Annotated in this window: 16 protein-coding genes; 9 read left to right on the top strand and 7 right to left on the bottom strand. The window is 71.1% G+C overall.

The genetic code is table 11. The features are described from left to right. Positions 1-9: 9 nt before the first annotated feature. From AB0C03_RS27030 to AB0C03_RS27005, 6 genes are all read right to left on the bottom strand, one after another. Positions 10-270: a hypothetical protein gene (locus tag AB0C03_RS27030; protein ID WP_209444500.1), complete on the bottom strand. Its 261-nt coding sequence runs from the start codon at positions 268-270 to the stop codon at positions 10-12. Positions 271-435: 165 nt separating this feature from the next. Then, positions 436-1653 (bottom strand): CaiB/BaiF CoA transferase family protein, encoded by a 1218-nt coding sequence (locus AB0C03_RS27025; RefSeq protein WP_307857757.1) that lies wholly within the window; start codon positions 1651-1653, stop codon positions 436-438. Next, a complete protein-coding gene (locus AB0C03_RS27020; protein WP_210864945.1) occupies positions 1650-3815 on the bottom strand; it encodes a 3-hydroxyacyl-CoA dehydrogenase NAD-binding domain-containing protein in 2166 nt (721 codons plus the stop codon). Before AB0C03_RS27020 ends, AB0C03_RS27025 begins: the two co-directional genes overlap by 4 nt. Positions 3816-3829: 14 nt before the next feature. Then, entirely contained in the window at positions 3830-5044 is a 1215-nt protein-coding gene (locus tag AB0C03_RS27015; protein ID WP_210858283.1) for an acetyl-CoA C-acetyltransferase, read from the bottom strand. Continuing rightward, the gene (locus AB0C03_RS27010) at positions 5034-6200 is read right to left on the bottom strand and encodes an acyl-CoA dehydrogenase family protein (protein ID WP_030329512.1); all 1167 of its coding nucleotides are present in this window, start codon (positions 6198-6200) and stop codon (positions 5034-5036) included. The genes AB0C03_RS27015 and AB0C03_RS27010 overlap by 11 nt, the downstream gene beginning before the upstream one ends. Positions 6201-6379: 179 nt before the next feature. Continuing rightward, positions 6380-7357 carry a helix-turn-helix transcriptional regulator gene (locus tag AB0C03_RS27005; protein WP_357639688.1) on the bottom strand — a complete coding sequence of 326 codons (978 nt, stop codon included), beginning with the start codon at positions 7355-7357 and terminating at the stop codon, positions 6380-6382. 100 nt (positions 7358-7457) lie between these two features. On the opposite strand from AB0C03_RS27005, the gene AB0C03_RS27000 reads away from it, so the two are divergent. The 4 genes from AB0C03_RS27000 (at position 7458) to AB0C03_RS26985 (ending at position 10163) form a co-directional block, all read left to right on the top strand. Then, positions 7458-7856 carry a VOC family protein gene (locus AB0C03_RS27000; protein ID WP_210864941.1) on the top strand — a complete coding sequence of 133 codons (399 nt, stop codon included), beginning with the start codon at positions 7458-7460 and terminating at the stop codon, positions 7854-7856. Positions 7857-7952: 96 nt separating this feature from the next. After that, positions 7953-8609, top strand: coding sequence for a TetR/AcrR family transcriptional regulator (locus AB0C03_RS26995; RefSeq protein ID WP_030329507.1), 657 nt, complete (start codon positions 7953-7955; stop codon positions 8607-8609). Positions 8610-8686: 77 nt separating this feature from the next. After that, positions 8687-9535: an MBL fold metallo-hydrolase gene (locus AB0C03_RS26990; protein WP_030329505.1), complete on the top strand. Its 849-nt coding sequence runs from the start codon at positions 8687-8689 to the stop codon at positions 9533-9535. A gap of 7 nt (positions 9536-9542) precedes the next feature. Continuing rightward, a complete protein-coding gene (locus AB0C03_RS26985) occupies positions 9543-10163 on the top strand; it encodes a CGNR zinc finger domain-containing protein (protein WP_030329503.1) in 621 nt (206 codons plus the stop codon). 9 nt (positions 10164-10172) lie between these two features. Here AB0C03_RS26985 and AB0C03_RS26980 read toward each other — a convergent pair whose 3' ends face one another. After that, positions 10173-11036, bottom strand: a complete 864-nt coding sequence (locus tag AB0C03_RS26980; RefSeq protein WP_051708220.1) for a zf-HC2 domain-containing protein — start codon at positions 11034-11036, stop codon at positions 10173-10175. Positions 11037-11108: 72 nt separating this feature from the next. Between AB0C03_RS26980 and AB0C03_RS26975 the strand changes: the two genes are divergently transcribed. The 5 genes from AB0C03_RS26975 to AB0C03_RS26955 all read left to right on the top strand — a co-directional run bounded on the left by AB0C03_RS26975 (position 11109) and on the right by AB0C03_RS26955 (position 17281). Then, positions 11109-12149 carry a TRM11 family SAM-dependent methyltransferase gene (locus AB0C03_RS26975; protein ID WP_357639681.1) on the top strand — a complete coding sequence of 347 codons (1041 nt, stop codon included), beginning with the start codon at positions 11109-11111 and terminating at the stop codon, positions 12147-12149. A 290-nt stretch (positions 12150-12439) separates the two neighbouring features. Continuing rightward, positions 12440-12529: a K(+)-transporting ATPase subunit F gene (gene kdpF / locus AB0C03_RS26970; RefSeq protein ID WP_036410889.1), complete on the top strand. Its 90-nt coding sequence runs from the start codon at positions 12440-12442 to the stop codon at positions 12527-12529. After that, entirely contained in the window at positions 12529-14184 is a 1656-nt protein-coding gene (kdpA, locus tag AB0C03_RS26965; RefSeq protein WP_030329498.1) for a potassium-transporting ATPase subunit KdpA, read from the top strand. The genes kdpF and kdpA overlap by 1 nt, the downstream gene beginning before the upstream one ends. A 20-nt stretch (positions 14185-14204) precedes the next feature. Further along, positions 14205-16400: a potassium-transporting ATPase subunit KdpB gene (gene kdpB / locus AB0C03_RS26960; RefSeq protein ID WP_357639678.1), complete on the top strand. Its 2196-nt coding sequence runs from the start codon at positions 14205-14207 to the stop codon at positions 16398-16400. Then, the gene (locus AB0C03_RS26955; protein WP_030329494.1) at positions 16400-17281 is read left to right on the top strand and encodes a potassium-transporting ATPase subunit C; all 882 of its coding nucleotides are present in this window, start codon (positions 16400-16402) and stop codon (positions 17279-17281) included. The genes kdpB and AB0C03_RS26955 overlap by 1 nt, the downstream gene beginning before the upstream one ends. Positions 17282-17324 lie beyond the last annotated feature (43 nt).

Genomic DNA, 17324 nt, shown 5'->3' with positions numbered 1-17324 from the left:
AGGGCCCGCTCACGCGGGCCCTTCGTGCATCTGGCGGGCTGTGGGCGACCAGCACCAGGAGTGGTACCGCCGCTGCTCGACCCAGGACCAGAGCTTTTCGTTCGCCGCCGCCTCGCCTGGATCGTGACCTGTGCCGTTGACCATCCGGCGATACAGGAAGGTCACCAGATCCACGGCCTGCACCAGCCGCGAGGCGTGCGACGGCGCGAGGCCGTAGCGGTCGACCCCGCGCAAGATGATCGTCACATCGTGGGCGCCGATGGTCTTCATTGCGCCGTTGTAGACGGCGACCTCGTCGAGGGCCGTACTCAACGGTGTGCGACTCGTCCAGATAGGTGAGCAGCACCCACAAAGGATAAGACGTCGCTACACACTGTGTTTGGCTCGACGCGCCCCCTGTCGACGGGTTGAAATGGTTCACCGACCACCTGGCTGTCAGGTGTGGTGTGGCCAGGTGGTCAGGATTTCCTTGACCGGCATCGCGTCGCGCTGTGGGTCGGGTGCTGGGGTGGGCCGTTTCGGTGGTGTGCGGTCGAAGCGGGGTGCCGGTGCCGGTTGGATCTCGCCGTCCACCTCGACGAACGTGCCCCGGGCGGCGTTGTGTGGATGCTGGTGCGCCTCACCGGGGGCGAGCACCGGCGCGACGCACGCATCCAGGTCGGCGAAGACCGCCGTCCACTCGTCCCGGGTCCGCTCGGCGAACCGTGCGGTGAACCGGCGGCGCAGCTCGTCCCAGCCGCTCGGGTCGTACTGGGCCGGCAGGTCCGGGTCGTCGGCGAGGTCGAGGCCGGTGAGGAGTACGGCGTAGAAGGCCGGTTCCATCGCGCCGACAGCCATGAATCCGCCGTCGGCGGTGGTGTACGTGTCGTAGAACGGCGCCCCGCCGTCGAACATGTTGCGCCCGCGCGGCGCGGCCCACAGGCCGGTGCCGAGCAGCCCGTGCAGGAACGAGGTGAGCAGCGCCGAACCGTCCACCATCGCCGCGTCGACCACCTGGCCGAAGCCGGAGCGCTCCCGCTCCAGCAGCGCGGCCAGCACACCGACGGCGAGCAGCATGCCGCCGCCGCCGAAGTCGCCGAGCAGGTTCATCGGCGCGTACGGGCGTTCGCCGGCCCGGCCCAGCGGCTCCAACGCCCCGGCGACAGCGATGTAGTCGATGTCGTGCCCGGCTCGGGCGGCCAGTGGGCCGTCCTGCCCCCAGCCGGTCATCCGCGCGTACACCAGGCGGGGGTTGCGGGCCTGGCACACCTGCGGGCCGAAGCCGAGCCGCTCGGCCACCCCGGGCCGGTACGCCTCGACCAGCACGTCCGCGCGTTCGACGAGGTTCAGCAGGTCCGCCACCCCGGTCGGGGACTTCAGGTCCAGTGCGGTGACCCGCCGCCCGCGCTGCAACGGGCCGCCGGTCGGTGCGGCCAGCCGGCCCGCACCCGGTGCGCCGGGCCGGTCCACCCGCACCACGTCCGCGCCGAGGTCGGCGAGCACCATGCACCCGAACGGCGCCGGCGCGAGGCTGGCCAGCTCGACCACCCGTACCCCGGCGAGCGGACCGCCGCGCGTCGGGCCGTCCGGCGCGGTGCGCGGGCCGTCGTGCCCGGCGGCTCCCGGGTCGTCGGTCGGAGCCGAACCGCCGGGGCTCGGCCAGGAGGCCGTCACGCGACGCCCACCGGTTCGGCGGGGTGGTCGGTCGGGGCGGCGAGGCGGGCGACCAGGTCGGTCGGGGGCGTGAACCGGTCGCCGTAGCGGTCGGCCAACTCGGTGGCGCGGGCCGCGAAGCCGGCGGGGCCGCCCGCGTACTGCCGCACGTAGCGGATCACCCCTCCCGTCCAGGCCGGGAAGCCGATGCCGAAGATCGAGCCGATGTTGGCGTCGGTCTCGGTCCGCAACACTCCCTCGTCGAGGCAGCGCAGCGCGTCCAGCGCCTCGGCGAAGAGCATCCGTTCCTGAAGGTCGGTGAACGGCACCGCCCGGCCCGCGTCGGTGATCAGGTCGGCGAGACCGGGCCACAGCCGTCCCCGGGTGCCGTCGTCGTAGGAATAGAAGCCGCGTCCGGCGGCGCGCCCCGGCCGGTCGTACGCGTCGACCAGTTCGTCCACCAGGCGGTGCGCCGGCAGCGGGCGGAACTCGTCGCTGGCCGCCTCGAACTGGCGGCGGATCCGCTGGATCAGCGTGAGGCTGACCTCGTCGGCCAGAGCCAGCGGCCCGGTCGGGTAGCCGGCCTGAAGGGCGGCCTGCTCCACCGACGCGGCGGGGACACCGTCGGCGACCATCCCGATCGCCTCGTCCATGAACCGGCCGATCACCCGGCTGGTGAAGAAGCCTCGGCCGTCGTTGACCACGATCGGGGTCTTGCCGATCCGCCGGCCCAGGTCGAACGCCCGGGCCAGCGCCACGTCCCCGGTCCGTTCGCCCACCACGATCTCCAGCAGCGGCATCCGGTCGACCGGGGAGAAGAAGTGCATGCCGATGAAGTCCGCCGGCCGGTCCACTCCCTCGGCCAGCCCGGTGATCGGCAGGGTGGAGGTGTTGGAGGCGAGCAGCGCGCCGGGTGCCAGCACGGGCAGCACCTCGACGAAGACCTGCTGTTTCAACGCCGGGTCCTCGAAGACCGCCTCGATCACCGCGTCGCAGCCGGCGAGGGCGTCCACCTGGTCGGTGGTGGTGATCCGGCCCAGCACGGCGCGGGCCTCCGCCTCTGTGGCGCGGCCCTTACGGACCTTGCGGGCCAGCAGCCGTTCGGCGTGCTCGCGGGCCCGCCCGGCGGCCTCCGGCGTGACGTCCCGGACCACGACGTCCAGCCCGGCGGTGGCGCAGGCGTACGCGATGCCCGCGCCCATCATGCCGGCCCCGAGCACCGCCACCCGGCGTACCGGCGGGGCGTCCACGTCGGCCGGTCGGGCGGCGCCACCGTTGACGGCCTTCAGGTCGAAGAAGAAGGCACCGATCATGTTCTTGGCGACCTGCCCGGTGAGCAGGCCGATCAGGTGCCGGGTCTCCACGGTCAGGGCGGTCTCCAGGTCGACCTGTGCGCCCTCGACGGCGGCGGCCAGGATCGCCTCGGGCGCCGGTAGCCGGGCCCCCTTGAGCTGCTTGCGCAGGGTCGCCGGGAAGGCCGGCAACTGCGCGGCCAGTGACCGGCTGGACGGTGTGCCGCCCGGCATCCGGTAGTCCGGGCGGTCCCACGGCTGCTTCGGCTGCGGGTTGGCCGCGATCCAGGCCCGTGCGCGCTCCAGCAGCTCCGTCGGCGTGGCCACCACCTCGTCGACGATCCCGGCGGCCAGGGCGTCGGCCGGGCGCATCCGCCGGCCGGTGAGCAGCACGGTGGTCAGCGCACCGGCCAGGCCGAGCATCCGTACCGTCCGGGTGACGCCGCCGGCCCCGGGCAGCAGGCCCAGGGTCACCTCGGGCAGCCCGAGCCGGCTGTCGGGCGCGTCCAGCGCGATCCGGTGGTGGCAGGCGAGCGCGATCTCCAGGCCACCGCCGAGCGCGGAGCCGTTGACAGCGGCGACCACCGGCCGGCCCAGCGTCTCCAGGCGGCGCAGGTCCCGTTTGATGGTGCCGAGCAGGTCGGCCAGCGCTGGCGCGTCGGCGCGGGTGGCCCGGATCATCTCCGGCAGGTCGCCGCCGGCGAAGAATGTCGGCTTCGCACTGGTCACGATGACCCCGACGAGATCGGGCTCGGCTTCCAACCGGTCGAGCGCCGCGCTCATCGAGGCGACGTACGCCCGGTTCATGGTGTTGGCGGACTGGGTGGGGTCGTCCAGGGTGAGCGTGACGATGCCGTCGGCGCCGCTGTCGTACCGGATGGTGTTTGTCATTGTCGTCCTCCGGGTCAGCAGCGTTCGAGAACGGTGGCGACGCCCATGCCGCCGCCGATGCAGAGGGTCACCACGGCGCGGCGCAGGTCGCGGCGCTCCAACTCGTCCAACGCGGTGCCGAGCAGCATCGCTCCGGTCGCGCCGAGCGGATGGCCGAGGGCGATCGCGCCGCCGTTGACGTTCACCTGGTCCGGGTCGAGGCCCAGGTCGCGGACGTACTTGAGGACCACCGCGGCGAACGCCTCGTTGATCTCGAACAGGTCGATGTCGTCGACTGTCAGCCCGGCCACGGCGAGCGCCTTGTGGGTGGCCGGGATCGGGCCGGTCAACATCAGCGTCGGGTCGGCACCGGTGACCGCCGCGCCGACGATCCGGGCGCGCGGGGTGAGGCCGAGATCCTGACCCACCTGCTCCGACCCGATCAGCACCAGCGCGGCGCCGTCCACGATGCCGGACGAGTTGCCGGCGTGGTGGACGTGCTCGATCGCCTCCAACCAGTGGAACTTCTGCAACGCGACGGCGTCGAAGCCGGCCGCCTCACCCATGGTGGCGAAGGACGGGGTGAGCCGGGCCAGCGCCTCCCGGGTGGTCTCCGGGCGTGGGTGCTCGTCGACGGTGAGGATGTCCAGGCCGTTGCCGTCGCGGACCGGCACCAGCGAGCGGGCGAAGTATCCGCCGGCCATCGCCTTGGCGGCCCGCTCCTGCGACCGCAGCGCGTAGCCGTCCACGTCGTCGCGGGTGAAGCCCTCCAGGGTGGCGATCAGGTCGGCGCTGACGCCCTGCGGCACGAACGACGTGGCCAGCGCGGTCTGCGGATCGGTGGCCCAGGCCGCCCCGTCGGAGCCCATCGGCACCCGGGACATCGACTCCACCCCGCCGGCCAGCAGCAGGTGCTCCCAGCCGGAGCGGATCCGGGCGGCGGCGGAGTTGACCGCCTCCAAACCGGAGGCGCAGAACCGGTTGAGCTGCACCCCGCCCACCTGGTCGGGTAGCCCGGCCAGCAGCGCGGCGGCCCGCGCCAGGTCGCCGCCCTGCTCGCCGACCGGGGTCACGATGCCGAGCAGCAGGTCCTCCAGCCGACCGACGTCCAGGCCGGGGTTGCGCTCGCGCAACGCGTCGATCAGGCCGACCACCAGGGAGATCGGTTTGACCCCGTGCAGCGCGCCGGTGTCCCGGCCGCGTCCGCGCGGGGTGCGGACCGCGTCATAGACGTACGCCTCAGAGGGCACGGGCGATCAACTCCTTCATGATCTCGTTGGTGCCGCCGTAGATCTTCTGGACGCGGGCGTCGGCGTACATCCGGGCGATCGGGTACTCGGTGGTGTAGCCGTAGCCACCGAAGATCTGCAGGCACCTGTCGACGACCTCGCACTGCCCGTCGGTGAGCCATGACTTCGCCATGGCCGCAGTGGACACGTCCAGGTCACCCCGGTCGTGCCGGACGATGCAGTCGTCCAGGAAGACCCGGCTGACCCGGGCGCGGGTGGCGCACTCGGCGAGCACCATCCTGGTGTTCTGGTGACCCATCAGGGGCTTGCCGAAGGCGGTGCGCTCCTTGGCGTACGCGACGGTCAGCGCGACAGCGCGTTCCATGGCGGCGACCGCGCCGACGCCGATGACCAGTCGTTCCTGCGGGAGTTGCTGCATGAGCTGGACGAAGCCCAGCCCTTCGGTGCCGCCGAGCAGGTTGGCCGCCGGCACCCGCAGCTCGTCGAAGAACAACTCGGCGGTGTCGTTCGCGTGCAGCCCGATCTTGGACAGCAGTCGCCCTCGGCGGAACCCCTGCGGGTCGCCGCCCACCTCGCAGACCAGCAGCGAGACGCCAGCCGCCCGCTGCTCGGGGTCGGTCTTCACGGCCACGATGATCAGGTCGGCCAGGCCGCCGTTGGTGATGAACGTCTTCGCGCCGGTGACCAGGTAGTCGTCGCCGTCGCGGACCGCCCGGGTACGCATGGCCTGCAGATCGGAGCCGCCGTCCGGCTCGGTCATCGCGATCGCGCCGACCAACTCACCGCTGCACAGGCCGGGCAGCCAGCGTCGCTTCTGCTCCTCGCTGCCGTACGCGACGAGATAGCCGGTGACGATGCCACTGTGGACGGCCAGCCCGAGGCTGCTCTCCCCGGTGTACGCCTGCTCGTGCAGCAGCACTGCCTCGTGGGTGAATCCGCCGCCCCCGCCGCCGTACTCCTCGGGGACGGACAGGCCGAGCAGCCCCAGCTCGCCGGCGCGCCGGTAGTGCTCGCGGTCCGGGTGGCCCTGCGCCAGCAGGCGTTCGGCGTGCGGCAACACCTCCTTGGTGAAGAAGGTGCGGGCCAGTTCGGCCAGGTCGTCGTGTTCCGGCTCGCGCCAGGGTGAGGGGGAGCCGTCGGTCGGGGGAGTCGGCATGTGCACCACCCTCGCGCGCTGTTGGCGGCATGTCAATAAGCCATCACCGGCGGCGGCACACGGACCGACCGGCGGACTTGACTCGACAAACGATCAACGGAGACGAGGAGATCTTGGTCAGTTTCCGTTACGAGCTGACGGAAACTGTCCAAGATTGCCGAACATCCGGTGTCGGACGGCTAGCTGCGGGCCGACTCACGTCGTGCCGAGGCCGCGAGCCGCTCGGCGAGTGCGACGACGCGGTCGCGGAGTTCGTCCGGGCGTTCGATGACGAACGGCAGGTCGAGCGCGGCGAGCACGCCGGGCAACCAGTCGAGGCTCTCGGCCCGGATCTCCACGTCCTGCCAGCCTTCGTCCGCGCCCTCTCGCACCTCGGCGATGCTGGCCGGTAGCCGCCTGCGGATCTGCTCGACTGTTCCTTGTATCCGCAGCGACACCGCGTGCGGGTACGGCGCTCGTGCCATCGAGTTGAGAAGGTGCCCGGCCGGATCGTTTCCGGCGGGCGGCTCGAACGAGCCCGGCAGCGGTCTCGCGTCCGCGATGCGGTCGAGTCGAAGGGTTCGTTCCTCGCCGATGTCCGGATCGACCCCGGTGACGTACCACCGGCCGGCATGGTTGACCAGCCCGAACGGATGCAGCACGCGGACGCTGCGCCGGCCGTCGCCCGAGGTGTACTGCACCGAGATCGGCCGGTGATGGCGGACCGCCTCGGCGACGGCGAGCAGTACCTCGGTCTGCGGCGCGGGGAAGTCACCGGGTTCGGCGGTGAAGGCGAGGGACTGGAGTGCGGCGTCCAGTCGGTCCGCCGTCCGTGGCGGCAGGACGCGACGGATCTTCGCGGCGGCTGTCTCGCCCGCCGTGTCCGTTGCCGTCGCCAACCCGGCACGGCGGCCGGCGATCAGGCCGAGGAGGACGGCGAGGGCCTCGTCGTCGTTGAACATCAGCGGCGGCAGGCGATAGCCGGCGGCGAGCCGATACCCGCCGTAGCGACCGCGCACCGACTCGACCGGCAGGTCCAGGTCGACCAGGTGGCTCACGTAGCGCCGCACCGTGCGCGGTTCGACACCGAGGCGCTCGGCAAGCTCGGCCATCGTCCGGACGCCGCCGGACTGCAGGAGCTCCAGCAGTGCGAGCACCTGGGCTGTCGGTCGTGCCACGGTCCGAACTTTATCAAGAATACTGGCCCAAATCTGTCCAGTATTCGCTCTAGCGTGATCTCGACGGACCGTTAGCGACCGCTTTGAGCAGGGAGAAGACATGGACTTCGTCTCGATCCGCATCATCACCGACGAGATCAACCGCCTGGTCGGCTTCTACGAGAAGATCACCGGCGTGCAGGCGACCTGGGGCAACGAGGACTTCGCCGAATTGCGCACCACCCACGGCACGCTGGCGATCGGCAGCACCCGCACCGTCGCACTGTTCGCGCCCGGCTCGGCCCGTCCGGCCGACAACCGCAGCGTGATCATCGAGTTCCGCGTGGAGGACGTCGACGCGCTGTACGAGAAGCTGAAGAGCGTGGTGGACGACTTCGTGAACGGGCCCACGACCATGCCCTGGGGTAACCGAGCCCTGCTTTTCCGGGACCCCGACGGCAACCTGGTCAACTTCTTCACCCCGGTGACTCCGGCCGCGATCGAGAGGTTCAGCCGTTGACCGCTCGGCGCGGCCTTGAGGCCGGCAGCTCCGAGGAGGGACGGGAGGGCGTCGACGCCGAGGCCGGCGGCGTGAGCTGTCGATAGGGTCGGGCAGATGAGTGTCGAGACGGCTCCGCGCCGCCGCCGGTTGGAGCCGGACGCCCGGCGTGGGCAGATCCTGGCCTGCGCGGTCCGGCTGTTCGGCGAACGCCCGTACGCGGAGGTGTCGACCACCGACGTCGCCCGCGAGGCGGGTGTCGCCCGAGGGCTGGTCAACCACTACTTCGGCGCGAAGAAGGACCTCTACCTGGAGGTCGTCCGGGTGATGGTGACCATCCCCGAGGTGGCTGTGGAGCGGCTGCCCAAGGGTGACCTGCGGACCCGGGTGGAGGCCAGCGTCACCTGGTTCCTCGACGTGGTGTCCCGGCACAGCACCTCGTGGCTGGCTGCGGTCACCGCCCGGGGGATGGGCGGCGACGCCGATGTGGAGCGGGTGCTCGCCGAGGCCGAGGAGGTCGCCGCGGACCGGATGCTGGTCGCCGTCGGGCTGGCCGAGGAGGCCGAGAACCACGAGGAGCTGCGGGGGATGGTCCGGGCGTACTGCGGGCTGGCCATCTCGACCGCCCGGGAGTGGCTCCAGCGTGACGCGCTCACCCGCGCCCAGGTGCACCTGCTGCTCACCACCACGCTGCTGACGATCGTGGAGCAGGTCATCCCGCAGGTCATCGCGGGGGAGGGCGTGACGCAGAAGACTCGGCAAACGGCTGGGTGAAATAGGCATACGGCTTATGCTTATTTCGTCGGTGGGGGTACGCCGACTGTCGCGACCCGCGTCACCGAGGAGGAGACATGTCCCCGTCTGCCCTGTCCTACGAGGTCCTGGTCTTGGACGGCCCGGTCCGGGCCGGAGAGCAGCGCATGCCGGACGGCTCGCCCATCCACTTCAATCCGACAGCCACCACCCTGATCTCGGGGGCCGAGGAGGCGCTGCTGGTGGACCCGCCGTTCACCCACGAGCAGATCGCGACGGCGGGAGACTGGATCGAGCGGTCGGGCAGGCGGCTGACGGCCATCTACGCCACCCACGGGCACGGCGATCACTGGTTCGGTGCCCCCGAGCTGGTCAAGCGCTTCCCCGACGCCGTCACCTACGCGACGCCCGGGACCATCGAGGTCATGCACCAGCAGGCCACCGTCGGGCGCCAAGAGGTGTTCGACAAGGTCTTCCCCGGGCTGATCCCGGAGTCGCCCGTCGATGCCATTCCGGTGCCGCCCGGCGGAATCCTGCTCGAAGGCAACGTCGCCCAGCCGGTCGAGACCGGGCACACCGACGGCGACCAGACCACTGTCCTGCACGTGCCGTCGATCGGTCTCGTGGTGGCCGGCGACGTCGTCTACAACGGGGTCCACCAGTACCTGCTGGAAACCGTCAACGGTGGCCTGAGGGAGTGGCTCAAGGCCCTCGACCGCGTCGAGGCCCTCGCGCCCCGGGCGGTCGTCGCCAGCCACAAGAACCGCAACCGCCCCGACGACCCGTCGAGCATCGACGAGACCCGGCGGTACCTGCTGAACGTGGAACGGCTGTTGGCGGAGAAGTCGACGGCCCTTGAGTTCTTCGACGCGATGATGGAGCTCTATCCGGACTGGGTGAACCCGGGACCGCTGTGGTACGGGGCGCTCGGCCTGATCGGAAAGTGACGTGACAATGCCGTCGGTGTCCCCTCCGCCGTGGCCCGCGACCGCGAGATACGGCCTCGAGCCCGCACCAGGCGGCCTCGGGCTCGTCCAGGACCTGCTCAACACGCTCCCGGCCGGCGCACCGCGTCAGCCGGATCTCCTCGACGATCTCGACAGCGCCACGCAGTGGGCGCACGATGTCGCCGCCCGGTGGTCGACGGCCACCGGGCGGCCGGCACCCGACGTGACGCTCGACCCGGCGGGCCTACGGGCGCTGCGGACCTTCCGCGACGAGCTGCGGTACGGGATCGACGCCAGGCTGCACGCCACACCGGAAGCCGGGCCGCCCGAGCCGGCGCCCGCCCCTCGCACCACGGGCGCCACGCTGCGGCTCGACGGCAACGGCTCGGTCCACCTCGATCCCGCCGGGACGGGGGCCGAACTGCTTGTCTCCCTCGTCCTGGCGGAGCTGTTCGCGGCGCACCTCACCGACGTCGGCCGGCGCGTCAAGACCTGCCGCAACCCCCGGTGCCAGGTGGCGTTCTACGACCGCTCCCGTAACAACAGCGGGGTCTGGCACTCCGTCCGCGTCTGCGGCCTTCCGGCGAACCTGCGCGCCCACCGGGCCCGGCAGCGGCAGGCGGACTGACGCGACCGATCAGGCAGCCCGGCGTTCGTCGGTCCGACCGGTGCGCGCCGCCTGGGCGGCCTGACCGGTGCGCGCCGCCGGGGCGGGGTAACGGTCGGCCGCCTGCGCCGGATAGGAATCGGGGCGTACCACCCGCAGCGGCCGGTCCACCTCGTCCGCGCCGAACCGCCAGCGCGACGGCGTCGGCTGCCGCTGCGGTGCCGGTCCGCCAGGGCGCAGACCGGGCCGGGACAGCAGCACGGTGATCAGGTAGCCGACCACCAGGAAGCCGTGGCTGATCAGCCGTTCCCCGCCCACCGATCCGGTGGCCAGGTCGTTGACCGACAGCAGCAGCAACGTGCCGACGAACGCGCTGAGCATCGGCAGCAGCCCGGCGGGCGGGCTGCGACGCAGCGCCACGAACAGGAACCCCGCGCCCACCGCCACGTTCCACGCCGCCGACTCGTGCCACAGGTGCTGGCCGGTGGGGTGCAGGTGGTCAGCGGTGGCGCCCCGGCCCACCTGGGCCAGGCCGAGCACCAACTGCACCGCGCCGAGCAGGCCGAGCGCCGACCGCAGGCCGACGACGAGCGCGGCGCGGCCGGGCAGGCGGGGCCGCCAGCGCGACCGGCGGGCCGACGGCGTGTCACTGGCGCTGGCAGCCGCGTCGCCAGCGGCGCTGCCACCGACGGCGGCCAGGATCGCCGCCGTCCGGTCGGGCACCTCAACCACCAGTCGGGTACGAACCCGACGGGTCAGCGCGGCCGCCGCCGTGAACCAGGCCCGGCAATCGGCGCACCCGTCGAGGTGCCCCTGCACCGCCGTCAGTTCGGCGGCGGTCTCCTCCCCGTCCAGTTGCGCGGACAGGACCTCCCGCCACTGCTCACACCCCATGTACCGGTAGTCGCTCCGGCAGCCGCTCCGGTTCCCGGCGAGAGTGACTGGTTGTGGAATACTCGCCGGATCATGACGCGTTACGGCCTGCTGATCCTGCCCGCCACCAACCGGGTGTACGCCCGCGCCGCCGTCGACCTGACCCAGGCGGAGCTGGAGATCTTCGGCCGCTCGGCGCTGGACGGTCGGATCGGTGAGCTGGACACCGCTGTCGTCGGAGGGGCGTCGTACATCACCTTCACCGGTGACGGGCTGACGGAGCGTGACCTGGCAGTGCTGGGCAACCTCTCCGCCGGGTACGCGTTGTTCGAGATCGTCGGCGAGCTGCTGCGGCCGATCGAGTGGAGCCGGCTGGACCGCTACGACGACGACCTGCTCACCATCCAGAAGTACCCGGGCAAGACCAACGAGCAGTTCACCAAGCTGCTGCTCAACGTCACACTGCTCGCCTCGGACTGGGCCACCGAGATGACCAGCCGCCGGTTCCGGGTGCTCGACCCGCTCTGCGGTCGGGGCACCACCCTCAACCAGGCGCTGATGTACGGCTTCGACGCGGCCGGGATCGAGCGCGACCAGAAGGACGTCGAGGCGTACCGGGCGTTCATCACCACCTGGTTGAAGCAGAAGCGGATCAAGCACCGGGTGCTGGAGTCGGGGCCGGTGCGCCGGGAGCGCAAGGTGGTCGGTCGCCGGGTGCGCATCGAGCTGGCACCGACCCGCGAGGAGCACAAGGCCGGCCAGACCCAACTGCTGGACGTGGTGAACGCCGACACCGCCCGGTCGGCGGAGTTCTTCCGCCCGCAGACCGTGGACCTCGTCGTCGCCGACGCGCCGTACGGCGTGCAGCACGGCAGTCGTACCGCTGGGCAGGGATTGACCCGCGACCCGCTGGCGCTGCTCGCGGACGCCGCCCCGGTCTGGGCCGGGTTGTTGCGCCCCGGCGGTGCGTTGGGGGTCTCCTGGAACACCCACGTCGCCAGCCGGGACGACGCGGCTGCGGCCCTGGCCGACGCCGGCCTGACCGTCGTGGACGAGGAGCCCTACCGCGCGCTGCGGCACCGGGTCGATCAGTCGATCATGCGCGACGTGCTGGTGGCCCGTAAGCCGGCCTGACCGGCCCGCACCTCTCCTACCGGCCTCACCCGTCCGGTCTGTGCCGCATTTCACCTGTTCAGTGGGCAGGTGTGAAAACCACGTCAAGAAAAGGTTCGCCGCCGTCATGGTCGCGTTATGACCCCTGCCGGCCGGCGGGTGGTGGGGCTTTGATTGCCCGGCGCGACCGGAAGGCGGTCGCGACGAACCTTTCCGGTATGAGGAGTCAGCGTGTCTGACGTGGTGTTCGTGGTCCTGACGGTGGCGCTGTTCGCAGCGCTCGCCCTTGTGGTCCGGGCGGTGGAGAAGCTGTGAACGCGGTAAACGCCGTCGGTCTGGTGCTCGCGGTGGTGCTGGGCGCGTTCCTGGTGTTCGCCCTGCTGTTCCCGGAGCGCTTCTGATGACCATGACAACAGCGGGCGTCATCTTCGTGCTGACGCTGGTGGCGGCGATCGTCGCCGTCTACAAGCCGTTCGGCGACTACATGTTCCGGGCGGTCTCCGGCACCAAGCAGTCGCTCATCGAGCGGGGCATCTACCGCCTGGTCGGGGTCAACCCCGCCGCCGAGCAGACCTGGGGCGTGTACGCCCGCAGCGTGCTGGCGTTCTCCGCGGTCTCGCTCCTGTTCCTGTACCTGTTCCAGCGGGTGCAGAACCACCTGTGGCTGTCGCTGGGCTTCGACCCGGTGGTGCCGCACGGCGCGTGGAACACGGCGGTGTCGTTCGTGACGAACACCAACTGGCAGTCGTACTCGGGTGAGTCGACGATGGGTCACCTGGTGCAGATGGCCGGCCTGGCCGTGCAGAACTTCGTCTCGGCGGCGGTCGGCATCGCGGTGGCTGTCGCACTGGTGCGCGGCTTCGCCCGCAGCCGCACCGGGCAGCTCGGCAACTTCTGGGTCGACCTGACCCGGATCGTGCTGCGCATCCTGCTGCCGATCGCGGTGCTCGGCGCGATCGCGCTGATGATCGGCGGGGCGGTGCAGAACCTCTCCGGTGGCACCGACGTGACCACGTTGACCGGCGGCACCCAGACCATCACCGGCGGTCCGGTCGCCAGCCAGGAAGTGATCAAGGAGCTGGGCACCAACGGTGGCGGCTTCTACAACGTCAACAGCGCCCACCCGTTCGAGAACCCGACCGCCTGGACGAACTGGCTGGAGATCTTCCTGATCCTGCTGATCCCGTTCAGCCTGCCCCGGGTGTTTGGCCGGATGGTCGGGCAGAACCGGCAGGGGTACGCCATCGCCGCGGTGATGGGCATCCTCGCCGTCGCCAGCGTCGCCATCACCAACATCTTCGAGCTGGCCGGCCACGGCACGGTGCCGCAGGCGGTCGGTGCGGCGCTGGAGGGCAAGGAGGTGCGGTTCGACGTGTCGAACTCGGCCACCTTCGCCGCCGCCACCACGCTCACCTCGACCGGTGCGGTGAACTCGTTCCACGACTCGTTCACCTCACTCGGCGGCATGATGACGATGGTCAACATGATGCTCGGCGAGGTCGCGCCGGGCGGTACCGGCTCCGGTCTCTACGGCCTGCTCATCCTCGCGGTGATCACGGTCTTCGTGGCCGGGCTGATGGTCGGCCGCACCCCGGAGTACCTGGGCAAGAAGATCGGGTCGCGCGAGATCAAGTTCGCCTCGCTCTACTTCCTGATCACACCCATCCTGGTGCTGGTCGGCACGGCGGCGGCGTTCGCCACCGGCAACAACTCCACGGCGCTCAACGTCGGCCCGCACGGCCTCTCCGAGGTGCTGTACGCGTTCACCTCGGCCAGCAACAACAACGGCTCCGCGTTCGGCGGCATCACCGTCAACACCACCTGGTGGGACACCGCACTCGGGTTGTGCATGCTGCTGGGCCGGTTCCTGCCGCTCATCTTCGTGCTCGCGTTGGCCGGTTCGCTGGCCCGCCAGGCACCCACCCCCGCGTCCGAGGGCACCCTGCCGACCCACCGACCGCTGTTCATCGGCATGGTCGTCGGCGTCACCGTGGTCCTCGTCGCGCTGACCTTCCTGCCCGCGCTCGCGCTCGGCCCGCTGGCAGAGGGGCTCTGACCACCATGAGGAACGAGGACATGTCCGTCACGTCCGCCCCGACAGAGCAGCTCCCCGGCACGCCCGCCACCCAGGGCAACCGGATCGGCGGGGGCCTGCTCGACCCCAAGCAGTTGGTCCGGTCCCTGCCGGACGCGGTACGCAAGCTCAACCCCACCACGTTGTGGCGCAACCCGGTGATGCTGATCGTCGAGGTCGGAGCGGCCTTCACCACCGTCCTGGCGGTAACCGACCCGTCGGTGTTCGCCTGGGCGATCACCATCTGGCTCTGGCTGACAGTGGTCTTCGCCAACCTGGCCGAGGCCGTCGCCGAGGGTCGGGGCAAGGCCCAGGCGGCGACTCTGCGGCAGGCGAAGAAGGACACCATCGCCACCCGACTGATCGACTGGAAGCCGGGCGCCCGGGCCAACACCTACCGCGACGAGGCGGTGCCCGCGCCTGACCTGCGTCAGGACGACATCGTGCTGGTCGAGGCGGGCGGCATCATCCCCGGCGACGGTGACATCGTCGAGGGCATCGCCAGCGTCGACGAGTCGGCGATCACCGGCGAGTCGGCCCCGGTCATCCGGGAGTCCGGCGGCGACCGCAGCGCGGTCACCGGCGGCACCAAGGTGCTCTCCGACCAGATCATCGTGAAGATCACCCAGAAGCCGGGGGAGAGCTTCATCGACCGGATGATCGCCCTGGTCGAGGGGGCCAACCGGCAGAAGACGCCGAACGAGATCGCGCTGAACATCCTGCTCGCCGCGCTCACGATCATCTTCCTGCTGGCCGTGGTCACCCTCCAGCCGCTCGCCATCTTCTCCAAGGCGTACCAGGCGGCAGCGCCGGACAGCGGTGCGATCACCGGCTCCGGCGTCACCGGGGTCGTGCTGGTCTCGCTGCTGGTCTGCCTGATCCCCACCACCATCGGCGCACTGCTCTCCGCCATCGGCATCGCCGGCATGGACCGCCTCGTCCAGCGCAACGTGCTGGCCATGAGCGGCCGGGCCGTCGAGGCGGCCGGCGACGTCAACACCCTGCTGCTGGACAAGACCGGCACCATCACGCTGGGCAACCGGCAGGCCGCCGAGTTCGTACCGGTCGAGGGGGTCGACGCCGCGACAGTTGCCGACGCCGCGCAGCTGTCCAGCCTGGCCGACGAGACCCCCGAGGGGCGTTCGGTGGTGGTGCTGGCGAAGAACGAGTTCGGGCTGCGCGAGCGGGAGCCCGGCGTGATGCCGCACGCCACCTTCGTGCCGTTCACCGCGCAGACCCGGATGAGCGGCGTCGACCTCACCCCGGACGCCAGCGTGGACGGCGGCGCGTCGGGCACCGGCCGCCGGGTCCGCAAGGGCGCCGCCGCAGCGGTGATGAAGTGGGTACGCGAGAACGGCGGCCACCCCACCGAGCAGGTCGGCGAGATCGTGGACGCGATCAGCGGCACCGGCGGCACCCCGCTGGTGGTCGCCGAGCACGTCGACGGTGAGCCCGCCCGCGCGTTGGGCGTCATCCACCTCAAGGACGTGGTCAAGTCCGGCATGCGGGAGCGGTTCGACGAGATGCGCCGGATGGGCATCCGGACCGTGATGATCACCGGCGACAACCCGCGTACCGCGAAGGCGATCGCCGACGAGGCAGGGGTGGACGACTTCCTGGCCGAGGCGACACCGGAGGACAAGCTCGCGCTGATCAAGCGGGAGCAGGAGGGCGGCCGCTTGGTCGCGATGACCGGTGACGGCACCAACGACGCGCCGGCCCTCGCCCAGGCCGACGTCGGGGTGGCCATGAACACCGGCACGTCGGCCGCCAAGGAGGCCGGCAACATGGTCGACCTCGACTCCGACCCGACCAAGCTGATCGAGATCGTCGAGATCGGCAAGCAGTTGCTGATCACCCGCGGCGCGCTCACCACGTTCAGCATCTCCAACGACATCGCGAAGTACTTCGCGATCATCCCGGCCATGTTCGCCGGCCTCTACCCGAGCCTGGACGCGCTGAACATCATGCGGCTGTCCAGCCCGGAGTCGGCGATCCTGTCCGCCGTCATCTTCAACGCCCTGGTGATCATCGCGCTGATCCCGCTCGCCCTGCGGGGCGTGCGGTACCGGCCGGCCGCCGCGTCGAAGCTGCTCAGCCGCAACCTCCTGGTCTACGGGCTGGGCGGCATCATCGTGCCGTTCATCGGGATCAAGCTCATCGACCTGCTCATCCAGTTCTTCCCGGGGATTTCGTGATGCGCCTACCCACCTGGATCGCCCAACACCTCGCCGCGTTGCGCGCCGTGCTCGTCTTCACGGTGCTGCTCGGCCTGGTCTACCCGTTGGCCCTGGTGGCGCTCGGCCAGCTGCCCGGCCTCAACCACAAGGCCGACGGCTCGCTGATCGTCTCGAACGGAACGACTGTCGGCAGCGCGCTGATCGGCCAGTCCTTCACCGACGCCGACGGCAACCCCGTCCCGCGCTACTTCCAGTCCCGCCCGTCGGCCGCCGGTGACGGCTACGACCCGACCTCCACCTCGGCCAGCAACCTGGGCCCGGAGAGCGTCGTCGACACCATCGCCACCGACCCGGAGGAGTCCAGCGAGAGCCTGCTCACCCAGGTCTGCGGGCGCAGCAAGGCCGTCGGTGAACTCAACGGCGTCGACGGCAGCCGCCCGTACTGCACCGACGACGGGGTGGGTGCCGTGCTCGCGGTCTTCCGCGCGGACGGTCTGACCGGCCCGGTGACCCGGGTGGTCAGCGTCAACCAGGCCGCCCCGGCGACTCCGTTCGTCACCGAGTACCAGGGGGTGACGGTGGAGCCGGCCCAGCCCGGCGAGGACTACGTGGCCGCCGGCGGGGTGGTCACCCCGATCCGGGGCGACGCGCCCGCCGACCCGGCGGTGCCCGCCGACGCGGTCACCGCCAGCGCCAGCGGCCTCGACCCGCAGATCAGCCCGGCGTACGCGGAGTTGCAGGTGAACCGGGTCGCGCGGGAGCGCGGCGCGGACCCGGCGGCGGTTCGCAAGCTGGTCGAGGAGCACACCAGCGGCCGGGCGCTCGGCTTCATGGGGGAGCCCGGCGTGAACGTGTTGGAGCTGAACCTCGCCCTCGACAAGCAGTTCCCCGCACGCTGAGCACCCGCGCCGGTGGGGCCGCGCCGATCGGGCGCGGCCCCAC

The sequence above is a fragment of the Micromonospora parva genome, from assembly GCF_040649675.1.
In the GTDB taxonomy this organism is placed as follows: Bacteria; Actinomycetota; Actinomycetes; order Mycobacteriales; family Micromonosporaceae; genus Micromonospora; species Micromonospora parva.
Note: the sequence above shows the minus strand (reverse complement) of the source record. Positions and strands in the feature narration are given on the sequence as shown.